Origin of the sequence: Daejeonella sp., assembly GCF_030695525.1 — a bacterium.
GTDB lineage: Bacteria > Bacteroidota > Bacteroidia > Sphingobacteriales > Sphingobacteriaceae > Daejeonella.
This window is the reverse complement of the sequence record NZ_JAUYSS010000032.1, coordinates 145,217-167,419: the sequence shown is the minus strand read 5'-3', so window position 1 is coordinate 167,419 and position 22,203 is coordinate 145,217. Positions and strand designations below refer to the sequence as shown.

The 22,203-nt window shown below is 37.1% G+C and carries 22 protein-coding genes and 1 riboswitch; of the genes, 11 read left to right on the top strand and 11 right to left on the bottom strand.

The features are described 5' to 3' along the window. From Q8S11_RS07800 to Q8S11_RS07790, 3 genes are read left to right on the top strand one after another with little or no spacing between them, the layout of a single operon-like run. Positions 1 to 1,251: a competence/damage-inducible protein A gene (locus Q8S11_RS07800; protein ID WP_305661525.1), complete on the top strand. Its 1,251-nt coding sequence runs from the start codon at positions 1 to 3 to the stop codon at positions 1,249 to 1,251. Positions 1,252 to 1,300: 49 nt separating this feature from the next. Continuing rightward, entirely contained in the window at positions 1,301 to 2,629 is a 1,329-nt protein-coding gene (locus Q8S11_RS07795; RefSeq protein ID WP_305661524.1) for a dihydrolipoamide acetyltransferase family protein, read from the top strand. 36 nt (positions 2,630 to 2,665) lie between these two features. Continuing rightward, positions 2,666 to 3,337: a GDSL-type esterase/lipase family protein gene (locus Q8S11_RS07790; protein ID WP_305661523.1), complete on the top strand. Its 672-nt coding sequence runs from the start codon at positions 2,666 to 2,668 to the stop codon at positions 3,335 to 3,337. A 55-nt stretch (positions 3,338 to 3,392) separates the two neighbouring features. Here the strand turns inward: Q8S11_RS07790 and Q8S11_RS07785 are convergent, their stop codons facing one another. The 4 genes from Q8S11_RS07785 to Q8S11_RS07770 all read right to left on the bottom strand — a co-directional run bounded on the left by Q8S11_RS07785 (position 3,393) and on the right by Q8S11_RS07770 (position 8,684). Then, on the bottom strand, positions 3,393 to 4,625 hold the full coding sequence (locus Q8S11_RS07785) for a homoserine dehydrogenase (RefSeq protein ID WP_305661522.1): 1,233 nt from the start codon (positions 4,623 to 4,625) through the stop codon (positions 3,393 to 3,395). A gap of 7 nt (positions 4,626 to 4,632) precedes the next feature. Continuing rightward, a complete protein-coding gene (gene metX, locus Q8S11_RS07780) occupies positions 4,633 to 5,694 on the bottom strand; it encodes a homoserine O-acetyltransferase (protein WP_305661521.1) in 1,062 nt (353 codons plus the stop codon). A 69-nt stretch (positions 5,695 to 5,763) separates the two neighbouring features. Continuing rightward, positions 5,764 to 7,068: an O-acetylhomoserine aminocarboxypropyltransferase/cysteine synthase family protein gene (locus Q8S11_RS07775; protein ID WP_305661520.1), complete on the bottom strand. Its 1,305-nt coding sequence runs from the start codon at positions 7,066 to 7,068 to the stop codon at positions 5,764 to 5,766. 255 nt (positions 7,069 to 7,323) lie between these two features. Continuing rightward, positions 7,324 to 7,429, bottom strand: a riboswitch (SAM riboswitch). Positions 7,430 to 7,568: 139 nt separating this feature from the next. Next, positions 7,569 to 8,684 carry a PLP-dependent aspartate aminotransferase family protein gene (locus Q8S11_RS07770; protein WP_305661519.1) on the bottom strand — a complete coding sequence of 372 codons (1,116 nt, stop codon included), beginning with the start codon at positions 8,682 to 8,684 and terminating at the stop codon, positions 7,569 to 7,571. Between the two features lie 231 nt (positions 8,685 to 8,915). Here Q8S11_RS07770 and mqnE point away from each other — a divergent pair, with 231 nt between their 5' ends. The 3 genes from mqnE to Q8S11_RS07755 are packed head-to-tail and all read left to right on the top strand — an operon-like array spanning position 8,916 to position 11,448. Next, on the top strand, positions 8,916 to 10,109 hold the full coding sequence (gene mqnE / locus Q8S11_RS07765) for an aminofutalosine synthase MqnE (protein ID WP_305661518.1): 1,194 nt from the start codon (positions 8,916 to 8,918) through the stop codon (positions 10,107 to 10,109). Then, a complete protein-coding gene (locus tag Q8S11_RS07760) occupies positions 10,106 to 10,726 on the top strand; it encodes a histidine phosphatase family protein (protein ID WP_305661517.1) in 621 nt (206 codons plus the stop codon). Before mqnE ends, Q8S11_RS07760 begins: the two co-directional genes overlap by 4 nt. Positions 10,727 to 10,728: 2 nt before the next feature. Continuing rightward, on the top strand, positions 10,729 to 11,448 hold the full coding sequence (locus Q8S11_RS07755; protein ID WP_305661516.1) for a menaquinone biosynthetic enzyme MqnA/MqnD family protein: 720 nt from the start codon (positions 10,729 to 10,731) through the stop codon (positions 11,446 to 11,448). Here Q8S11_RS07755 and Q8S11_RS07750 read toward each other — a convergent pair. From Q8S11_RS07750 to ribD, 4 genes are all read right to left on the bottom strand, one after another. Then, a complete protein-coding gene (locus Q8S11_RS07750; protein WP_305661515.1) occupies positions 11,443 to 12,309 on the bottom strand; it encodes a nucleoside phosphorylase in 867 nt (288 codons plus the stop codon). The two genes, Q8S11_RS07755 and Q8S11_RS07750, sit on opposite strands and share 6 nt — an antisense overlap. 102 nt (positions 12,310 to 12,411) lie before the next feature. Beyond that, entirely contained in the window at positions 12,412 to 13,011 is a 600-nt protein-coding gene (locus Q8S11_RS07745; protein WP_305661514.1) for a YigZ family protein, read from the bottom strand. 2 nt (positions 13,012 to 13,013) lie between these two features. Beyond that, complete coding sequence (locus Q8S11_RS07740) at positions 13,014 to 13,862, bottom strand: EamA/RhaT family transporter (RefSeq protein ID WP_305661513.1); 849 nt, start codon at positions 13,860 to 13,862, stop codon at positions 13,014 to 13,016. Between the two features lies 1 nt (position 13,863). After that, the gene (ribD, locus tag Q8S11_RS07735; protein WP_305661512.1) at positions 13,864 to 14,913 is read right to left on the bottom strand and encodes a bifunctional diaminohydroxyphosphoribosylaminopyrimidine deaminase/5-amino-6-(5-phosphoribosylamino)uracil reductase RibD; all 1,050 of its coding nucleotides are present in this window, start codon (positions 14,911 to 14,913) and stop codon (positions 13,864 to 13,866) included. Between the two features lie 116 nt (positions 14,914 to 15,029). Here ribD and prmC point away from each other — a divergent pair, with 116 nt between their 5' ends. Both prmC and Q8S11_RS07725 read left to right on the top strand, forming a co-directional pair. Then, positions 15,030 to 15,899 (top strand): peptide chain release factor N(5)-glutamine methyltransferase, encoded by an 870-nt coding sequence (gene prmC, locus Q8S11_RS07730; protein ID WP_305661511.1) that lies wholly within the window; start codon positions 15,030 to 15,032, stop codon positions 15,897 to 15,899. Between the two features lie 47 nt (positions 15,900 to 15,946). After that, positions 15,947 to 16,999, top strand: coding sequence for a nucleoid-associated protein (locus Q8S11_RS07725; protein WP_305661510.1), 1,053 nt, complete (start codon positions 15,947 to 15,949; stop codon positions 16,997 to 16,999). A 2-nt stretch (positions 17,000 to 17,001) separates the two neighbouring features. Here Q8S11_RS07725 and xerD read toward each other — a convergent pair whose 3' ends face one another. After that, positions 17,002 to 17,901, bottom strand: a complete 900-nt coding sequence (gene xerD, locus Q8S11_RS07720) for a site-specific tyrosine recombinase XerD (protein WP_305661509.1) — start codon at positions 17,899 to 17,901, stop codon at positions 17,002 to 17,004. A 73-nt stretch (positions 17,902 to 17,974) separates the two neighbouring features. Here xerD and aroQ point away from each other — a divergent pair, with 73 nt between their 5' ends. Next, complete coding sequence (gene aroQ, locus Q8S11_RS07715; RefSeq protein WP_305661508.1) at positions 17,975 to 18,388, top strand: type II 3-dehydroquinate dehydratase; 414 nt, start codon at positions 17,975 to 17,977, stop codon at positions 18,386 to 18,388. On the opposite strand, the gene Q8S11_RS07710 is transcribed toward aroQ, so the two are convergent. Further along, a complete protein-coding gene (locus Q8S11_RS07710) occupies positions 18,371 to 19,399 on the bottom strand; it encodes a glycosyltransferase family 2 protein (protein WP_305661507.1) in 1,029 nt (342 codons plus the stop codon). The two genes, aroQ and Q8S11_RS07710, sit on opposite strands and share 18 nt — an antisense overlap. After that, positions 19,392 to 20,276: a lysophospholipid acyltransferase family protein gene (locus Q8S11_RS07705; protein WP_305661506.1), complete on the bottom strand. Its 885-nt coding sequence runs from the start codon at positions 20,274 to 20,276 to the stop codon at positions 19,392 to 19,394. Before Q8S11_RS07705 ends, Q8S11_RS07710 begins: the two co-directional genes overlap by 8 nt. Positions 20,277 to 20,394: 118 nt before the next feature. Here Q8S11_RS07705 and Q8S11_RS07700 point away from each other — a divergent pair, with 118 nt between their 5' ends. Together Q8S11_RS07700 and corA are read left to right on the top strand one after the other, a co-directional pair. Beyond that, on the top strand, positions 20,395 to 21,003 hold the full coding sequence (locus Q8S11_RS07700; RefSeq protein ID WP_305661505.1) for a WbqC family protein: 609 nt from the start codon (positions 20,395 to 20,397) through the stop codon (positions 21,001 to 21,003). A 2-nt stretch (positions 21,004 to 21,005) separates the two neighbouring features. Continuing rightward, positions 21,006 to 22,130 carry a magnesium/cobalt transporter CorA gene (corA, locus tag Q8S11_RS07695; RefSeq protein ID WP_305661504.1) on the top strand — a complete coding sequence of 375 codons (1,125 nt, stop codon included), beginning with the start codon at positions 21,006 to 21,008 and terminating at the stop codon, positions 22,128 to 22,130. The last annotated feature ends 73 nt before the right edge of the window (positions 22,131 to 22,203 follow it).

Genomic DNA, 22,203 nt, shown 5'->3' with positions numbered 1-22,203 from the left:
ATGAGAGCAGAAATTATAACTATTGGTGATGAGATTCTGATCGGGCAGATAGTGGATACAAACTCTGCCTGGATGGCACAAAAACTTAATCTGGCAGGAATAAAGGTTAAACAGATCTCATCAGTCTCAGACGACCGTCAGCATATTCTCGAGGCATTAAATGAATCAAAAGGCAGGGCAGACCTTATTCTGATCACCGGGGGTCTGGGACCTACCAAAGATGATATCACTAAGAAAACCCTTGCTGAATATTTTAATACCGGATTTCGATTGGATCAGGATGCATTAGAAAACGTAAGGCGAATCTTCTCAAAATATAAAGCCCCTTTACTTGAAAGCAATATTAAGCAGGCAGAAGTCCTGGAAAACTGCATTACCTTACTCAATTTAAACGGGACAGCTCCCGGTATGTGGATCGAGCATGAGGATAGGATATTTGTTTCAATGCCCGGGGTTCCTTTTGAAATGATGTATATGATGGAAGAACTAGTCATTCCAAAAATCAAAAAGACATTCAAATTGCCCGTAATTGTACATCATACCATTCTGACGGCTGGAATAGGTGAATCAATCCTTGCAGAAAAGATTGCATCTGTTGAAGACTCACTTCCGGCACATATAAAGCTGGCTTATCTGCCCAAGCTGGGAACTGTTCGTATTCGTTTAAGTGGTAATGGACAGAATGAAGAACTTTTAAAAAATGAAATCAGCGTTTATGTAAAAAGAATTACTGATTTGGTATCTGAATTTGTAATGGCAGAAAAGGATACCCCGATAGAAAAAGTAGTTATGGATTATATGGAGTCCAGAAAGCTGACCTTATCAGTTGCAGAAAGCTGTACCGGTGGTTACATTTCCCATCAATTAACACAACACCCAGGCAGCAGTAAAGTATTTCTAGGTGCTGCTGTTACCTATTCCAATGAACTAAAAATTAGCATGTTGGGGGTTTTGGAAGAGACTCTTAGGAATTATGGTGCCGTAAGCGAGGAAACTGTAAAAGAAATGGCCAAGGGGGCACATTCAGCCTTTCATTCTGATTATTCAATTGCAGTCAGTGGTATTGCCGGCCCGGATGGAGGAACTGAAGAAAAACCTGTGGGAACAATTTGGATCGCCATTACTGGTAGATCAAAGACTATATCAAGAAAGTACAATTTTGGCAATAAAAGAATCCAGAATATTGAACGATCAGCAACTACAGCCCTTATAATGCTATATAAATTAATGAACCAGGAACAGGTTTGTTGAAAAAGTTTAATTTTGCATTTTAATAACCAATTCTCCAAAATACGCTAATATGGCTTTATTCGAATTAGTACTTCCAAAAATGGGTGAGAGTGTTGCTGAAGCTACCATCATTAAATGGGTTAAACAGCCCGGCGACCAGATAGATATTGATGAATCTGTATTGGAAATTGCAACGGATAAGGTAGATTCAGAAGTTCCATCACCGGTATCAGGCAAACTGCTCAAAGTTTTTTTTAAGGAAGATGATGTAGTTCAGGTAGGTGCGGTAATCGCTACCATCGAAACAGGGCAGCCAGAAAATGCTCCATCAGAACAGGAATTTACTCCTGATTTACCAATGGAAATTGAAGAGCATGTTCAAAGGGATGGAATTCCGGATTTAGAGGCTCAGAATCCTGAAGAAAGTATAAAACCAGTTGATTTCAGTAATTCAAGCCGATTTTATTCTCCACTGGTAAAAAGCATGGCCGCAGAAGAGGGTATTAGTATTGCCGACCTGGATAAAATAAAAGGAACAGGTTCTGAAGGCCGTGTTACCAAGAAAGATATCATCGATTTTATAAATTCGGGCAAAACTGGACAAACTGAATCAAAAGAAATGGAAGTACCTTTACTTCCGACTGCACCTGAACCGGTTCAGGAGAAAAAAACTTCTTCAGTTGTTTCAGCCGGGGATGAGATTATAGAAATGGACCGTATGCGTAAGCTGATTGCTGATCATATGGTAATGAGTAAACAGACCTCAGCCCATGTAACTTCCTTTGTTGAAGCCGATGTTACTAATCTAGTACAATGGCGTGATCGCATAAAAAGTTCATTTGAGAAACGTGAAGGAGAGAAGATTACTTTTACGCCAATCTTTATTGAAGTTCTTGCCAAAGCAATAAAAGATCTTCCCATGATCAATATTTCTGTCAGTGGAACACAGATCATCAAAAAACGTGATATTAATATTGGAATGGCTGCTGCACTTCCCAATGGCAATCTGATTGTACCGGTGATAAAGAATGCAGATCAGTTAAATCTATATGGTATTACCAAGGCAGTGAATGATCTGGCGAGCAGGTCCCGACTTTCAAAATTAAAGCCTGATGAAACTCAAGGCGGGACATTCACTCTGACCAATTTGGGAAGTTTTGGTAATATTATGGGCACACCAATTATCAATCAACCTCAGGTTGCAGTATTGGCAGTTGGAGCTATTAAAAAGAAACCTGCGGTAATAGAAACTGAATTTGGTGATGTAATTGCGATCAGGCATATGATGTTTCTTTCTCTGTCATACGATCACCGTGTTGTAGATGGCTCCCTCGGAGGTTCATTCGTTCGCAGAGTCGCTGATTATCTTGAAGCATGGGATGTTAATCGTGAATTATAAGTATTTGATTTAGTTCATAAGAATATATATTGCGGCATGAAAAAGCAGATAGTTTATATACTGGCCTTTGTTCTATTGCTAACGAATGGAACTCCAGCATTTTCCCAGCAAAAATTACCATTCAAGGCACAAATTGACGCTTTCTTAGTGCAGGATAGCTTAAATTTTCCTCCAAAAGATGCCATACTTTTGGTTGGCAGCTCCTCTTTTACAAACTGGAAAGATGTACAGGAATATTTTCCTAAGCACAAAATTATAAATCGTGGATTTGGTGGATCCAGTCTCCCTGATGTGATTCGTTATGCACCAAACATTATTTATCCCTACAAACCAGCCCAAGTATTGATCTATTGTGGTGAAAACGACTTCCCCTCAGGAATAAATACAACTGCAGATACTATTTTTAATCGTTTTACCCGCTTGCATGGAATGATCAGATCGGCGCTTCCTAAAACCGAGATCATCTATATCTCGATGAAGCCTAGTGTGTCAAGATTAAAATATCTTCCTGAAATGCGTCGGGCGAATGAAATGATCAGAAAATTTCAAAAAAAGCATAGAAGGTCCGGATATATAGATGTTTACTCCAAAATGATATTGGCCGATGGAAGTCCAATGCCGGATATTTTTCTGAAAGATCAGCTTCATATGAATAAGAATGGGTATCTGATCTGGCAAAAGGCTATAAAACCATATCTTAAGAAATAAAAAAAGGTCCTTCACATTGTGAAGGACCTTTTTTTTAGTATTGAATCCAAATCGATTAAGCTTTTTCAAGCTTTATCCTTTTTAATTCCTCAAATTTTTCAGTTAATGCACCAGCCTGAGCTAAAAATGCACTATCATTCAGTATATCTTGTTTTTTAGCAATTAATTCACTGATTTTTACACCACCTAACACATAATTAAGTTCAATACTTTTGTGCTGTTCTGCTATAAACTCAAAATGAATATCCTTGATCAAATTTTCATTATTGTACCGTATGTACACTGGAATGATATGATCATTTTGGAGCCTTAATTTCTTATCATGATGGTATTTTTTGTACTCATAGCGATAATCATAACGTAAAGCAGCAACATCTGATAAAACGGCAGACCCGGTTGGATGGCCTCCGGCACCTTTTCCATAAAATAATTGCTGGTCTGCGAATGCAGCCTTTACAGATACCGCATTGTATTCATTCTCAACATTATAAAGGAAATCACTTTTAGGAACAAGCTTAGGTATAACATATAAGGCAAGCTCCTTATCGTCAAGTTTCTTTGCTGTTGGAACAAGTTTAATCTTTAACTGATGTTCCTGAGCAAAATGGAGATCTGCGGCTGAAAAATTCTGAATACCGATATTTAATACTTCCTCAGGCTTTACAAAAACTCCATAGGCATGGGCTGCTGCAATAACAAGCTTGTACTTGGCATCATAACCACCTACATCAAGAATAGGATCCTTTTCAGCAAAACCCAGTTCCTGAGCCTGTTTTAAGGCCTCTGAATATTCCAGGCCTTCATTGGCAATTTTTGAAAGAATAAAATTCGAAGATCCGTTAAAAATACCGCTGATGGAATGAAGTAATTCATTGTCATAGTACTCTTCCAGATTTCGAATGATTGGAATACTTCCGCATACTGCTCCTTCATATAAGAGCGATACATTGTACTTTTCTTGAATATGGACCAACTCTTCGAGATGTTCCGCGATCATCTTCTTATTCGCGGAAACTACATTTTTCCCGCTTTTTAAAGCCCTGCTAACAATTTCATAAGCTGCATCTGCATCATTTATTAATTCTATGACAGTATTAATGTCCGAATCATTCAGAATATCATCCTGATTAGTAGTAAATAGGTGATCCGGTAGAATACGTTCCTTCTCAGGATTTTTGATCGCAATTGTTTTGATCTCAATATTGAGATCCTTTGTACTTATAATATCATGTAAACCCTGGCCAACTACGCCAAAGCCAAATAATCCAATGGTCAGTCTTTTACTCATATTTTTATTATGCTATTTTATGCATATTTATTACACTATTATCAGTGTCAGCAGCCCTGAAAAAATTCCCTATTTCCTGTGTTAAAATTTCGGTTTCTACTAAAAATCCGTCATGACCATAGAATGAATTTAGCTCTGAAAAACGGGCATTCGGGATTTGGTTTGCCAGAAACTGTTGTTCTTCTATTGGGAAAAGAACATCGTTCTTAATGCCAATAACCAATGTTTTTGCCTGAATTAACTTTAGTGCATCTTCGACCGATTTTCTTTTACGACCCACATGATGACTGTCCATAGCCTTGGTCAGATACCAGTAGCTGTAGGCATTAAAACGGTTCACCAGTTTCTCGCCCTGATAGTTCTGATAGGATGATGCCTTAAAATCACTTAGCTTATCAGGATTTACTTCCATTTGAGTCGTGGCATAGGTCCCATAAGTCCGGTACGACAGTAAAGCAAAACTGCGCGCTACTTTAAGTCCCGTTTTACCACCATCCGGAGATTGTGCATAAAAAGTACGGTCTGCAGTAATTGCCAGCCGCTGACTTTCATTAAAGGCAATTCCCCAGGCTGAATGCTGGGCATTTGTAGCGATTAAAACCAGTTTTTTAATTCTTTGTGGCTCCAAAATAGCCCATTCCATTGCCTGCTGTCCGCCCAATGAACCCCCAATTAATAATCCAATTTTCGGCAGGCCAAGATGATCAGCCAAAAGCTTATGTGCTGCTGCAAGATCACGAACTGTAAAATCAGGGAAGGAAAGAAAATAGGGCAGTCCGGTTGCACTGTTAATGCTCAGAGGGCTAGTGCTGCCGTAATGTGAGCCAATTACATTTGCACAAACAATATAGTGCTCCTTTGGATTAAACAGACAATTATCACCAAAAAGTCCTTTCCACCAGTCGAAAACGTCCGAATTTGCTGTCAGAGCATGACAAACCCAAATCACATTATCCTTTTTAGCATTTAAAGCACCAAAAGTGTGATAAGCGATCTCAAGATCCTTTAACTTTTGGCCACTTTCAAGCAGAAATGGCTTTTTGTGTTTATAAATAACTTCTTTATTCATATTATTTTGACCTCTCCAATCTTTATAAGAGATCGGGGAGGTCTTTTTTATCAATTTATAACCTTATTATTATTTTATAGCTGCAAATGCCTGTTCCAAATCAGCTTTGATATCATCAATATGCTCAATACCTACTGAAACCCTTAACGATGATGGTTTAACTCCTGCTGCCAATTGTTCGGCATCACTTAATTGCTGATGCGTGGTAGCACTTGGCTGAATGATCAGTGTTTTGGTATCACCAACATTGGCCAGGTGACTGATCAGCTTCAGATTATCCACAAATTTAATAGCAGCTTCTTTTCCACCCTTTACTTCAAATGAAAGCACCGCACCAAAACCATTTTTAAGATATTTCTTAGCTCTTTCATGTGTTGGGCTGCTTGCTAATCCCGGATATTCAACTTTTTCAACCTGAGGATGGTTCTCTAGCCATTTAGCGAGTTCCAGGGCATTATCTACGTGGCGTTGAACACGAAGAGATAATGTTTCCAGACCCTGAATTAGTAGAAATGAGTTAAATGGTGATTGTGAAGGTCCAAAATCACGCAATCCTTCCACACGTGCACGAATGATAAACTGTATGTTTCCAAAAGGACCACCGATACCAAATACACTGTTGAATACTAAACCATGATAACCCTCAGAAGGCTCAGTAAATTGAGGGAATTTACCGTTGCCCCAGTCATAATTTCCACCGTCAACAATTACACCGCCAATACTTGTTCCATGACCGCCAATCCATTTTGTTGCGGATTGTACAACCACATTAGCCCCATGCTCAAGCGGACGGAATAAATATCCGGCTGCACCAAAAGTATTATCTACAATTAATGGGAGATCGTGCTTTTTAGCGATCTCTGCAATTTTTTCAAAATCAGGAATACTGAAACTTGGATTTCCAATTGTTTCAAGATAGATGGCTTTTGTTTTATCATTGATTAATGAATCGATACTTTGTGGATCATCTCCATTCGCAAAACGAGCTTCAATGCCTAATCTTTTAAAAGCAACTTTGAACTGATTATATGAACCTCCATATAAGAATGAAGAAGTGACGAAATTATCACCGGCCTGCAAAATATTATTCAATGCAATGAACTGGGCAGCCTGTCCTGAAGCAACGCCTAGTGCCGCAACTCCACCTTCAAGAGCTGCTACCCTTTTTTCGAACACATCAGTGGTCGGGTTCATTAAACGGGTGTAAATATTTCCAAATTCTTTTAATGCAAAGAGATTCGCACCATGTTCTGAACTGTTAAAAACATAAGAAGTAGTTTGATAAATAGGAACAGCACGGGATCCGGTGGTTGGATCAGCTTCCTGACCTGCATGAATTTGTAGAGTTTCGAATTTTAAATTGTGAGCTGACATAATTATTGAATGTTAGGTTTAATTATTAACTAAATTAAAATATTATAAAAGAGATTTAAAAATATCTAAAATTGTTGTTTTACCTTAATATAAGGCAGTTAACCTTTGAAAAGGATTTAACAACAAAGATTTAAATTCATACACATACAACAATACCTTGATGATGCAGAATAAAAAGTAACTTGAGATGGGATTTTAAGTTCCGGTTTCGGAAATACAGGAACTGCAGATTGGTCTTTTTTCATTTTCAATATAAATTTATTTTTCCCTTTCGGGACAGGAATTGGCACCTTCCCCGAAACCGATCGGGGGGTTGTCAGTGGGTCAAAGAGCCTGATCTCTCGCCACTTCTGTATAAATCAATAAAGTAAATTTATTGAAGACAGATTGGTATTGCTACCAAATATTGTTTCAAATATAGTAGTATGAATATGTTTAAACCAAATTAAATTTTTATTGTTTTTGTAATGTATTGATTTTCAATGTATTATTTTTATTGTTTATCCCAATGCCTGATCCAGATCCTGAATCAGATCCTCAGAATTCTCCAAACCAACAGAAATACGAATCAGATTTTGAGGAGTTTTTGTACCCGGACCTTCAATGGATGCACGGTGCTCAATCAGACTCTCAACACCTCCCAGACTAGTTGCTTGTGTAAAGATTTTTACCGAGTTGACAAATTTCCTGGCTTCATCGGCACCACCTTTTACCAGAAATGATACCATTCCACCATAATCACTCATTTGGCTTTTCGCAATTTCATGACCAGGATGTTCTTTTAAACCCGGATAGAAGACTTTTTCAACCTGATTATGGGAATCTAAAAACGCAGCAACCTTTGCTGCATTGTGTGCATGTCCGCGCATGCGATAAGGAAGCGTTTTAATTCCCCTGACTGTTAAATAGCAATCAAAAGGCGAGGGGACAGCCCCGGATAATACCTGCACATTCTTAATTTTCTTCCATAGTTCATCATTTTTTTTGCAAGCCAAAACTCCTCCGATTACATCACTATGACCTCCAAAATATTTAGTGGATGAATGCATAACCAAATCACAGCCTAAATCCAGTGGTTTTTGGAATACCGGAGTACTGAAAGTATTATCACATGCTACAAGAATACCCCTGGCTTTAGCCAGTTCACTGATCGCTTTCAGATCACTGATCTTTAATAGCGGATTTGAAGGGCTTTCTACCCAAATCAGACGGGTATTTTGTTTAATAGCATTATTTATCGCATTAATATTGGCCAGATCAATAAAACTAACTTCAATAATTCCTTCAAAAACCTGTAATAATTGATTCCGCAGTCCATGGTACATATCAGCAGGAGCAATGATATGTGCACCTGCACCTAATGCCTGAAAAACTGCAGCACCTGCGGCATTTCCGGATGAAAAGGCGGCAGCATCTTCAGCACCCTCAAGTTTAGCGACTACATTTTCGAGTGATTTTCTGTTGGGATTATCTATTCTTGAATAAATGAATCCTCCGGGATATCCGCCATCGTCGCCCCGTTCAAAAGTTGACGATAAAGTAATGGGCTGAATAGCAGCCCCTGTGTTTCCATCTATTTTATTGCCTGCATGGATAGCTATGGTCTCTATCTTCATTATTTTATGTTTTGATTCTTAGCGTCCCGCATTGTGGGATTAAGATCTGAATGTCTCGTCAAATTTTGCTCAAGTTAATTAAAGAATAAAAATTGGACTCAATTTTTCACATTTAATTACAAAAGCGTGTATTTTATTGCCTTGAAGGAATAATATGGATATATTTTTAATGCTTTTACCTCTAAATGATAATGAATCTATACATTTCCGTATTTTTGTACAAAGAAAATAATGAACACCGAATTAAACCTGAATCTGCTTTTACTGGACAAGAACCTTTCTGCTGAATTGAGAACAATCGCAGAAAAAGTTAAGCTAAATAAACGAATTTCCTTTGAAGAAGGTATTCTGCTTTATGAAAAAGGTGAGTTGGGTTATTTGGGTGTTCTCGCCAATTATATCCGCGAAAAGCGTCATGGCGATAAAACATATTTTAACCGCAATTTCCATATAGAGCCTACAAATCTCTGTATTTACGACTGTAAATTCTGTTCCTATTCTGTTCTGATTAAGGAAAGATCACAAGGTTGGGAATATACAATGGAAGAAATGATGGAAATTGTCAGGAAATATGATTCTGAACCGGTGACAGAAGTTCATCTGGTTGGTGGAGTGTTGCCTCAATACGATCTTAAATTTTATTCGGAGCTCTTTACAGCAATACATAAGCATCGTCCTGAGCTTCATGTCAAAGCTTTAACTCCGGTTGAATACCATTATATCTTTAAGAAAGCGAAGATTGATTATGCATCCGGAATGAAATTAATGAAAGAAGCCGGTCTGGATTCTATCCCTGGTGGTGGTGCCGAAATATTCCATCCTGAGATCAGAGAACAGATTGCTAAGGATAAATGTACAGGTGAACAATGGCTGCAAATTCATGAGGAATGGCATAAATTAGGAATGCGCTCCAATGCAACCATGCTTTACGGACATATTGAAGAGTTTAAGCATCGGGTAGACCATTTAGAACACTTACGCTCGTTACAGGACAGGTCCGGTGGTTTTCAAACTTTTATCCCTTTAAAATTCCGAAATCAGGATAACCAAATGTCTCATGTTCCTGAGGTTTCAGTTATTGAAGATCTTAGAAATTATGCAGTCTCGCGCATTTATCTTGACAATTTTGATCATATAAAAGCCTATTGGGCAATGATCAGTCGTAGTACTGCTCAGTTATCCTTAAATTTTGGTGTAGATGATATTGATGGCACGCTGGATGATACTACAAAGATTTATTCTATGGCAGGTGCTGAAGAGCAAAATCCTGCCATGAGCACTCAGGAATTGGTTGAACTGATTAAACAGGTTGGCAGACACCCGATTGAGCGCGATACCCTTTATAATATGATTACTGACTATAAAGATCATCAGTTCCCGGAAGATGAAAAGCCGAAATTTTATAAGTTACCCGTTCTGAATTGAAGAAAACAATATACATTATCCGTCACGGTGAAACAGACCTGAACAAGCTGGGAATAGTTCAGGGCAGAGGGATGGACACCAGTTTGAATGAAAAAGGACAGGAGCAGGCTGAAGCCTTCTATCAGGCCTATAAGCACATTCCCTTTGATAAGATTTATACATCCAGCTTAAAAAGAACTCACCAAACAGTACAAAAATTTATAGATTCTAACATACCATGGGTGCAATATACGGGTCTCGACGAGCTGGGATGGGGTATTCACGAGGGACAGGAGAGTACTGAAGAATTAACATCGCATTTGCATACCTTGTTAACTCAATGGCGGGCAGGTGAACTTTTTCATAAATTTGAAAAAGGTGAAAGTCCAATGGAGGTTAAGGAAAGACAATTAATAGTCCTTGAGCACCTGATCGAAGAGAATAGTGATCAGAACATTCTGATTTGCATGCATGGTCGTGCAATGCGTTTATTTCTTTGCCTTCTAACGAATCGTCCCCTTGCCGAAATGGATGAATTTCCGCACTCCAACACCACGCTTTATAAATTGGGATATGATGGAAAGGAATTTCATATCCTTGAATTTAATAAGACAAACCATTTAAACAAACTATCTTAGTTTTGACTAAAATAAAAGTTTCTGCTGTTAGCTATACAAACTCAAAACCATTTGTCTACGGAATTATGCATTCAGGCATATTGGATCAAATTGATTTAAGCTTAGATATCCCTTCAGTTTGTGCTAATAAACTAATTGAAAATCAAGTAGATATAGGTTTAGTTCCTGTTGCGGCTTTACTACATATTAAGGATTATCAGATCATTTCTAATTACTGTATAGGAGCCAATGGAAACGTCGATTCTGTCTTTATTTTCAGCAACAAACCTATTCAGGAAATAAGCAGTTTACAGCTAGATGCCCAATCCCGTACCTCCAACAATCTGTCAAAAGTATTACTGAAATATCATTGGAAAATTTCTCCTGAATTGCTTGTTACCGACCAGGCTGATGCATTTGTTCAGATAGGCGACCGGACTTTCTCAAACAGGGATCATTATCCATATCAGTATGATCTTGCTGCTGAATGGTTTAAATTCACTGGATTACCCTTTGTTTTCGCTGTTTGGGCTTCCAATAAACCTATTCCTGAAGATTTTAAAAATGCCTTTAATACTGCCTTGAAATATGGTCTCGATCACCGAAAGGAGGTTATTGCAGATTTGGAAAAGGTTGAGAATCTTGATCTTGAAGATTATCTTATGAGGAAGATTGATTTTAACCTCGATGAAGATAAACTCGTAGCCTTAGCGAAATTCCTCGAATTGATCAGGACATTATAACCTGCTCAAAACAAGCTCAATAGCTTGATTTATGATTTTCGCAGGATTTGAGGAAAATTCTAACTTGAACCTGCTTGCCAGTATTGCATTTACAGATAAGGCTTTATGTCCCAGTACCCTTGATAAAGCATAAATACCAGCTGTCTCCATCTCAAGGTTCGTAATTCTGTGTTTTCCAGAAGAAAATGATCTGATATCATCAATTAATCCTGGAAAAGAAGCTTTAGCCCGGACCTGTCTGCCCTGTGGTGCATAAAATCCGGGAGCGGTTACAGTTATTCCGCGACTCAGGCCTTTACCTATAGTTTCAATTAAGCCAGGGTCTGCAGCCGTGATGTATGGCGAAATACCTTTAAAATGATGGAAATGTGATTTTATAGCATCCAGAATCATATGCTCATCGCCTGAAAGCTGGTGCATATAGTAATGCATCAGGGAATCTAATCCTAAACCATACTCCGAAACCATGATACTTCCAAGCGGAATATCTTCCTGGACCGCACCTGAGGTTCCTACCCGAATAATATTCAAACTTTTGAGAACTGGCTTTACCTGTCTGGAGTTAAAGTCAATGTTGACAAGGGCGTCAAGCTCATTGAACACAATGTCAATATTATCTGTACCGATTCCTGTAGAAAGAACGCTAATTCTGCGGGAGCCCAGGTAACCGGTATGTGTGATAAATTCACGTTTTCCTTTCTTTAATTCAATACGATCAAAATGTTTACTAACTTCAGCTACCCGATCCGGATCACCAACGGTAATTACAGTATCAGCAATATCTTCAGGCAATAAATTCAAATGGTAAATACTTCCATCAGGATTTATTATCAAATCAGCCTCTGAAATTTTGTTATTCATAGCATTATGTTTTATGATTTATAAGCCATAAATAATAGCTTATTGAGGATCACCAGTAATTGAACGTTTTAATTCGTTTTCAAGTGTAGGTTCATCCATACACTATTTCCACTTCAAGCCATCAACTTTTTCGAGCTTCCCTAGCACTTTATTGACTTTTGATTGTCTGATCTCCAGCAAAAATGAACAGCTCAGATCAAAATTCTGATTATTTATTGTAAGTTCCTCTTCTTTTACAATTTTCATCACTTCATTCATTTGAGGATGACTAAATTCAATTCTGAATACTGAATTCACAGTTTTCTCGATAATTTTGGCATTATTAACTGCCTCTATTGTCGCTGATTTATAGGCATTGATCAAGCCGGGAACCCCTAATAATGTTCCACCAAAATATCTGACTACCACTGCCAGAATATTAGTTAATTCATTGGATAACAAAGTATTAAGAATTGGTCTTCCGGCTGTTCCTGATGGTTCGCCATCGTCATTCAAACGAAATACAGTTTTGTCGGGACTCAAACGCAAAGCCCAGCAATGGTGCCTGGCTTTGGGGTGCTCAGATTTTAAAGCATTTATAAGATCTTTTATATCATTTTCAGAACTAACAGGGTAGAGATAGGATATAAATTTACTACCCTTATCACGGTATATTCCTTCTGATAGCTCCTGAATGGTTTTATAAGTATCGTCAAAAAGCATTATTATGCCAGGCTAAGGATTAAAATTGAAATAAGTGCCAAAACTATTCCGGCATAGTTTAAGCGACTTAGTTTTTCTTTGAAAATCAGAACACCTACTGCTGACCCAAGCAGAATCACACCGATATTCATTGAAGAAAATACCACAGAAGGCTTTTCCGATAAGGTCTGATGAGCCTTCAGGTAAAATACGATATTTCCAAAATTGGCAATTCCGAGAATCCAGCCACAAATTAAATTGATTATGGTCAATTTCAATCCCTTAACCAGAATCTCATATAATAGGTACAGAATGGAAAGAATAAATGCCAGAATAAATACTACCAGAAGCGAAGAAGTGAATGGGATATTTTCAGTTTTGGCAATTTGTTTGAATAGTATATCGATAATTCCCATACCAATGAAAACAATCAGGGGGTATAGCCAGTAGGAATGTGAAGTTTCAGTTTGTTTTTGCCAGGGAAGAGAAAAAATTATCGCAATAAAAGCAATTACGATTCCTGCAATTTTCATCAATGAAAAAAGTTCTCCAAAGACCAGAAATGCTGCCAGCACAGGAATAAAAAGAGATAAACGCTGAGCGATATCGGTTTTAACAATCCCTGTATACCTTACAGATAAGGCCAGAACTATAAATATTGTGGGCAATAACAGGCCCAGAGCAATGTAAACTGGATATATCGTTTCAGTAAACCGCGGAATCTCCGGCTTAAAAATGAGCCAGGTTAGTAAACCGGCTATAGAATAATTCCATGCAATAGCTTGTCGGATATCTATTTCATAACGCTTTGCCAGTTTCAGTAAGACCGATACCAATACGCTGCAACAAACACTCAGGAAAATAAAAATCATATTATTCCTTATTAAACCAAATGTTTAGCATATCAGGTCCTATCGTTTGTGATTCACCTTGCTGACCGAATAATATGGGTGCTGGAATACCTGAATTCCAGTTTTGTGGGCCATGAAATACACGTGCTTCATCCCATAATCCAGCTTTTATGAACAGGTTTAGTGTTTCTGCACCGCCTTCAACAATCAAAGATTGAACATCCATCAGGTAAAGCTGATAGGCAATTAATTGAGGTAGTAAATTATCAAAATCTTCCAGTTCCAGGTATTTTATTCTGTCGACCAGATCAGTTTTTTGCTCATTAAAGATGATGGTATCCTGACTCTGATCAAAAACATTGAGATCTTTTGGCAGTTCCAGTCGCCTGTCAATTACAATACGAATTGGATTCCTTCCCGGCCATTCCCGGCTGTTTAATCGGGGATTATCTGCTAAAACTGTATTCTTACCAACTAATACCGCGTCTTCTTCAGTCCTCCATTGATGGACTAATTGTCTTGCACTTTGTGAACTTATCCATTTCTGAGACCTGTCGGCAGGCGCAAAAAATCCATCCGCTGTTTGCGCCCATTTTAAAATAATATATGGCCTTTGCTTCTGAATACGGGTAAAAAATCGTTTGTTGAGATCAATGCATTGTTCAGTCATGATCCCTTCCACAACATCAATTCCGGCATTCTTTAATTTTTCGACTCCATTCCCATTTATCTGCTCAAAAGGATCACGGCAACCTATTACTGCTCTTGGAATTTCGTTGGAAATTATGAGATCTGCACATGGCGGAGTCTTGCCAAAATGGGAGCAAGGCTCGAGACTAATGTAAATGGTTGATCGCTTTAAAAGTTCCTTTGCATTGGTATGGCTTTCAAAAACCTGATTAATTGCATTTACCTCGGCATGTGCCTGACCAAAAACTTTATGATATCCTTCCCCGATAATTTTATCATCACAAACTATTACAGATCCTACCATTGGGTTCGGACTAACAGAACCGGCTCCAAGGCGGGCGAGATCAATACAACGCTGGAGATAGTTTTGATGGGAGTGCATGCTGCAAAAATAAGTATGAATTGCGTAAAATCATTCAAGGCTCATTTATTTATATTCAATCGCTCAGATTACCTGCATTCTGTTTATTTTTCAGCTGAATTGGCTTACTTTGCGGAATGACTTTCAGAGCAGCCGAAAAGATTTTTATTGATAGCTTAATATCTGTTTGCAGCAGGCAGGAAGCCGGTAGTATGGCCTGGTTAAGTATCAGCCATGTTTGCAAAATTGGGCGGACAGAGTACCTGAATTTAAAGGATACAGAAATCCCTCCTGATAAATATGAATCATTATTAAAAATCCTGCAAGAATTAAAAACCGGAAGACCGCTGCAATACGTTATTGGTGAAACAGAGTTTTATGGATTGACCTTTAAAGTTAATCCCTCAGTGCTCATTCCAAGACCTGAGACAGAAGAACTGGTTGAATGGATACTCTCAGACGTTCGTAACTCCAAAGCATCGATAGAGGGGCTAAAAATCATTGATATCGGAACAGGAAGTGGCTGCATTCCAATATCCCTGAAAAAAAATCTACCTGAAGCTCAGATTTATGCCCTGGATATTTCTCCTGAAGCATTGGGTGTTTCTAAACAAAATGCAGTTTTAAATCAAACCATGGTAAATTTTATTCAGGATGATATATTGAATCTTTTAAACGAACAGCTAACAGATGAGAAATTCGGAATTATTGTAAGCAATCCACCATATGTTAAAGATTCAGAAAAACAACAAATGCTGCCTAATGTACTTCAGCATGAACCACATCTCGCATTATTCGTCCCTGATAATGATCCGCTTATTTTCTACAAAGCGATCGCTGAATTCGCAATAAAACATTCAGATGCAAATGGGTTTTTATACCTGGAGATAAACGAGAACCTGGCAGAGGAGACAGTACAATTATTAAAACAAATGGGGTTTAAAAATATTGAATTAAGACAGGATCTTAGCGGAAAAGACAGAATGATCCGTAGCCAAATATATTAACTATAAATTTATACTAATTATTATAATAATCTTATTATAAACATATTATGATTTCATATTTTGAAGCTTCATTAGATCTTCTTTCCGTTCACAGGCTTGGAAATAAGGTTCAAAATGAGTTTTACATTTTATCAGAGCAGCCACTAGATATCACAGATGAAGTTTTAAAGAACCTACTGTTAAAGTATTTTTTGTCTCCATTTGAAAAAGCAAATGAGGTTTACAGACTTACACATTCAAGCGACGATCTTAATCTTAATGAATTGTTCCATTTTAGTTCCATGATATTTTCTGATGAAGGCAGCTTTCATGAAATGAGTGGGAACATATCTAAATACCTGTATGAAAGCTCAAATCATCCCAAAATTAAGGCAGGGGAGCTTTATATAGCCTTGTTTAAAGATTTACAACAGGAAGGTGAATTGCTTGATGCCATTGGCATTTTTAAATCCGAGAGCAAGGAAAGTTATTTGAAAGTTAGTCCCGAAAAAGGTGGTTTTGCACTTAGCTATGAGGAAGACGCCATCAATATCCAGAAACTGGATAAAGGCTGTCTCATTTTCAATACTGAAAAGGAGGAAGGATACCGGGTGATGGTGATTGATCAGACCAACAGAACTGATGCTGCTTACTGGAAAGATGAGTTCTTACAATTAAAGATCAGAAATGATAGTTTCAACAAGACCAATACAACATTGGGAGTTTATAAAAACTTCATTACCAGTAAAATAGACGATGATTTTGATATTTCAAAAGCTGATAAGATTGACCTGTTGAACCGTTCAATGAAATATTTCAAGGAGAAAGATAGTTATGATATAGATGAATTTTCGGAAGAAGTGATCGAAAATCCCAAAGCGATTGAATCATTTAAAAAATTCAGCAGGGAGTACAACGAGGAATTTGATGCCGGCATTGATCAGCCCTTTGATATTTCGGGAGCTGCAGTTAAAAAACAATCGAAGGTATTCAAGAGTGTTTTAAAACTTGACAGGAACTTTCATATCTATATACATGGAAATAAGGAACTGATTGAAAAAGGCTTTGATGATGATAAATCGATGAATTATTACAAGGTTTATTTTAAGGAAGAACAATAAGATCAGCTTCGTGGATGATACTGAATAATGGTATCCCGCAAATAATCCCGGTCTAAATGAGTGTAAATTTCGGTCGTGGTAATACTTTCATGTCCAAGCATTTCCTGAACGGCTCTAAGGTCGGCACCGCCTTCAATCAAATGCGTTGCAAAAGAGTGTCTGAAGGTATGCGGACTAATACTTTTATTGATGCCAGCTTTTTTTGCCAAATCCTTAATGATCAGAAATACCATAACTCTTGAAATCGGATTTCCACGCATGTTTAAAAACACAAAATCCTCTTTCCCTGGTTTCACAGCTATATGAACCCGCACTTCCTCAATAAATATTCTGATAAATTTTATAGCCTCTGATCCGATCGGAACCAATCGCTCTTTATCCCCCTTTCCCAGAATCTTAATAAAGTCGATATCTAAAAAAAGATTCGAAATTTTAAGGCTTGTAAGTTCAGATACCCTTAAACCGCAGCCATATAAAATTTCCAGCATAGCCTTATTTCGCATTCCTTCAGCTTTTGAAAGATCAATGGCATCTATCAATTTATTGATTTCTAATATACTGAGTGTGTCGGGTAGTTTTCTGCTCGTTTTAGGACTCTCAATTAGTGCTGAAGGATCATTTTTAATCTGATTATCTAAAACCAGATATTTAAAAAAGGCTTTTAAGCCAGATAAAACCCTGGCCTGAGTCGGAGGGAGCATCCCAAGTTCATTTATCCAAATCAGGAAATCCTTCAAATCATTAGCTGAAACTTCGGATAGCTCTTTTTTAAGAGATTTGCCTTTAAGAAACTGTATCAGCATACCCACATCATGCAAATATGCCTCAATTGTATTTGCCGATAATGAACGCTCTAATCTTAAATACGATTTAAAGCCAATAAGTCCTGTTTGCCAGTCCAATTTATTTTTTATGTTTGATAATGAAACGCCATTTGGTATTCATAATTTTGAAATCATAAATCACAAATAATCGATGAAAATACAGATAATTAACGGACCAAACTTAAATTTACTGGGTGTACGTGAGAAATCTATCTATGGTGATAGTAGCTTTGATACTTATTTTGAAGAATTAAAATCTAAATACAGTTCTGTTCAGATTGATTATTTTCAGAGTAATGTTGAAGGCGAAATCATTAACAAATTACATGAAGTTGGATTTAGTTATGATGGTATTATTTTGAATGGTGGAGGTTATACACACACCTCTGTGGCCATTTCAGATGCAATTGCCGCGATCAAAACTCCTGTAGTTGAGGTACATATATCCAATATTTATTCGCGTGAAGAATACCGGCACATATCTCTGACAGGAAAAAACTGTAAAGGTGTTTTAACCGGTTTTGGTCTGGCCGGCTACAAAATGGCACTAGATAGTTTTCTTTAAACTGCTGAATGTTTTTTTCTTTCGGATAAAATACTGCCAAACGATGCTTTCCTTATAAAGTCCGGTTGCATTAAATCTTGAAACATTTATCTCACGGGCCTTTTTTATATTCCTGATAAGATGACCAAGAAAATAGAAATGAGCCTTGCTAATTGCCAGAGCATTTCCGGGTTTACCATCAACAAGATATTTAATTAATGATATTAGATCCAGCCAAAAACGAATAAAGATGACTAGAATTGCCTTGCTGAAGGGTAGATTCTTTTGAAGTAAAACGAGATTGTTTCTAAAATTCAAATAGGTCTTAAAAGGGCTTTCTGCATTCAATGTACCACCTCCAACATGATACACTTTTGATTGCGGACAAAATACGATCATGTAACCTTTATTCTTGAGTCGCCAGCAAAGATCAATTTCTTCCATATGGGCGAAGAAATCCGGATCCAGGCCTCCAACTTCTATCCAGTATTTTCTTTTAATAAATAAGGCAGCACCAGAGGCCCAGAAAATTTCAGATTGATCATCATACTGTCCAAGGTCTTCTTCAACTGTATCAAAAATTCTGCCCCTGCAAAAAGGATAACCCAAAGCATCAATGTAGCCACCAGCAGCCCCTGCATATTCAAAATGGTCTTTTTTTGAATAGGAAAGAATTTTTGGCTGTGCGGCTGCAATGTACATTTCTGATTCCATCATATGAATCATTGGTTCTATCCAGTCAGGGGAGACTTCAACATCCGAATTAAGTAGAATATAATACTCGGCATCAATCTGTTCGAATATCCTGTTATAACCAGCTGCAAAACCATAATTCTTGTCATTTTGAATTATTCTTACAGTCGGATAATTTATTTGCAGGAATTCAATAGAATTATCTGTTGAAGCATTGTCTCCAACCACAATTTCCAGGTTTGGATAGGTACTGCCTATAACAGATGGAAGAAAGCTTTCAAGATAGCTTCTTCCATTCCAGTTCAGTATTACCGCTGCTACTTTTGGAACCTTAGTCATTATTTAAATTTTCCGGACTAAATTTCCATCTTTTATGTGACCATAACCAATATTCTGGTTGAAAACAGATATTATTTTCAAGTTCTTTGGTATGAGCCTCAGTAATTTCGTATTCTTTTGTGAGTTCAGGGTTTTCTATTAAAGGTTTAATTACACATTCGTAATAGCCTCGTTTTATTCTATTTATGCTAAAATAAACAATCGGGGTTTTTAGTTTCAGGGCTATTTTTTCAACACCCAGAAATACAGCTGTCTGCTGATTCAAAAAGCTGGTAAAGTATCTGGATTCTTCACGGGTGGGGGTTTGATCTCCCACGAGTACCAACACATTCGGATCATTTTTATGCTCATTAACTTTCCTTAAAGTTTGTTTCATCGGCACCATCATGGATCCAAAACGGGAACGCATGGAAGTTATTAGTACTTCAAATCGCTTATCTGACAATGGCTTGTAAACTATGAGTGCTTTATCCTTCAATTGAAGACCGATCGCTACCGTTCCCCATTCCCAATTACCATAATGTCCTGAAACAGCAATAAGAGATTTGCCATTTCGAATGTATGTTTTCATAATTTCAAGATTTTTGAAAACAAACCTTTTTTTTATCTCTTTGGCACTGATTGATATGGTCTTAACTGATTCCAGAATTAAATCAGCCAGATAGCGATAAAATCGCTTTTCTATCTGTTCCAGCTCAGATTTTGATTTTTCAGGAAAGGAGTTTGAAAGATTGTCGGCAACAACTTTTCTTCTGTATTTAATAATATAGTATAATATGATGTATAGGGTATCTGAAAGAAAATATAAGACAGGGAATGGAAGCAGGGAAATGAGATATAACAGACAAGAAATAACACGGAATGTAACTTTATTCATTAATGTGTTAAATAATGGATTGGAATAGAATATTCATTACCCGGCTTATAATTACATTCTTGGAGCAGGGCCGTTTAATTACTAATTTCGGCAAAGTTCTACAAACTTAACTTATACGATGGAAAAAGGTGCAGTATTCCCTTTATTTTATCTTCCCAATATTGAGTATTTTAATAAAATACTTAAACATAAAGATAATCTCATAATAGAAAATGCAGAAAATTTTCGAAAACAAAGTTATCGAAACAGAGCAACCATACATTCCCCAAATGGAACCTTAGATTTGATTGTGCCTGTCATTAGAGGTTCCAAGAATCATACTCTTGTTAAGAATGTCAAAATTAGTTACGACTTCAAATGGCAAAGACTGCATTGGTTGAGTTTACAAACTTCTTACAGAAGCTCAGCCTATTTTGAGTACTACGAAGATGAACTAATCACATTTTATGAAAAAAAATGGGATTTTCTATATGATTACAATGAGGAATTGTTGCATCTGATATTTCGGTTCCTAAAAATTAATATCACTTACACTTATACCAATAGCTTCCAAACAACTTATCCGGAACTCGAAGATTTTCGGGAAAGTATACATCCAAAGCATGATTCTGAAATCAATTTCAAACCATATTTTCAGGTTTTTGAGGAAAGAAATGGGTTTTTACCTAATTTAAGCATAGTTGACCTCATATTTAATCAGGGACCACAAAGTATTAAATACCTTTAATTATGGCCAGAATTCGAAGAATAAGTTTAAAGTCAAAAAAATATGTTCCTGTTTCAGGAACCAGTCCGGGTTCTGTTCAACTCTACGAAGGTGCATTAGAACCAAAAATCACTGTTTATTCCTTTAAAGAAGAAGAATTTCATAGCGTGAATATTAAATCTTATAAGGAAATTGAAATTGAGATTGAATCGAAAAAAGACTTTAATTACTGGATTGATATTCGCGGTATTGGAGATCTCAAACTACTGGAATATCTGAAAACAAAATTCAGTATTAATCAGCTGGTAATGGAGGATATTACTGACTGCAGGCAAAGACCTAAGCTTGATGAATATAGTGATTTCATTTTTACCGTAAGTAGAAATATGTATGTAAATAAGGACCTGGAAATTGAAAATGAACAAGTATCATTTATTTTATTACCTCATATACTCATCAGCTTTCAGGAGAGCTATAGTTTAACTTTTGACCCGGTAATTCACCGTCTTGAAGGAGGAAAAGGTAATATCCGGACAGGGGAAACCTCCTATTTATTGTATGCCTTACTTGATATAATAGTAGATAATTATTTCACACTCATTTATAAATTAGGTGATGAGCTGGAAACGATTGAACAGTTATTATACCGTAAAGCAGATAAAGCGCTCATGTTTCAAACTCAAAATATAAAGAGGGAAATGATTATGATTCGCAGGGCAGCCTGGCCTGAACGGGATAAAATTAATGATCTTATCAGAAGTGAATCCAGGCTGATCACTAAGACAACCAAAACCTTTCTTAGAGACACTTATGATCATTGCATGCAGATAATCGACCTTGTTGAAACCTATAAAGAATTGACAACCAGTCTCATAGACATGAATTTATCTCTGATAAGCCATAGAATGAATGAGATTATGAAAGTTTTGACTATCATTTCTTCCATATTCATTCCACTTACTTTTATTGCCGGAATTTACGGGATGAATTTTGCGAAACAAGATCCCGAAACTGGTGAATTACTTCACAATAATATGCCTGAACTTTACATGGAACATGGTTATATCTATACCATTTTGGGAATGCTGCTTATTGCAATCATTCAAATGATATTCTTCTGGAGAAAAGGCTGGCTCAATAAAAGCTGATTTTTTTCATGGCTGAATTTTAAAATTGCTCACATTCAATATTATCCAATCCTTATAATACAAAATCTGGTCA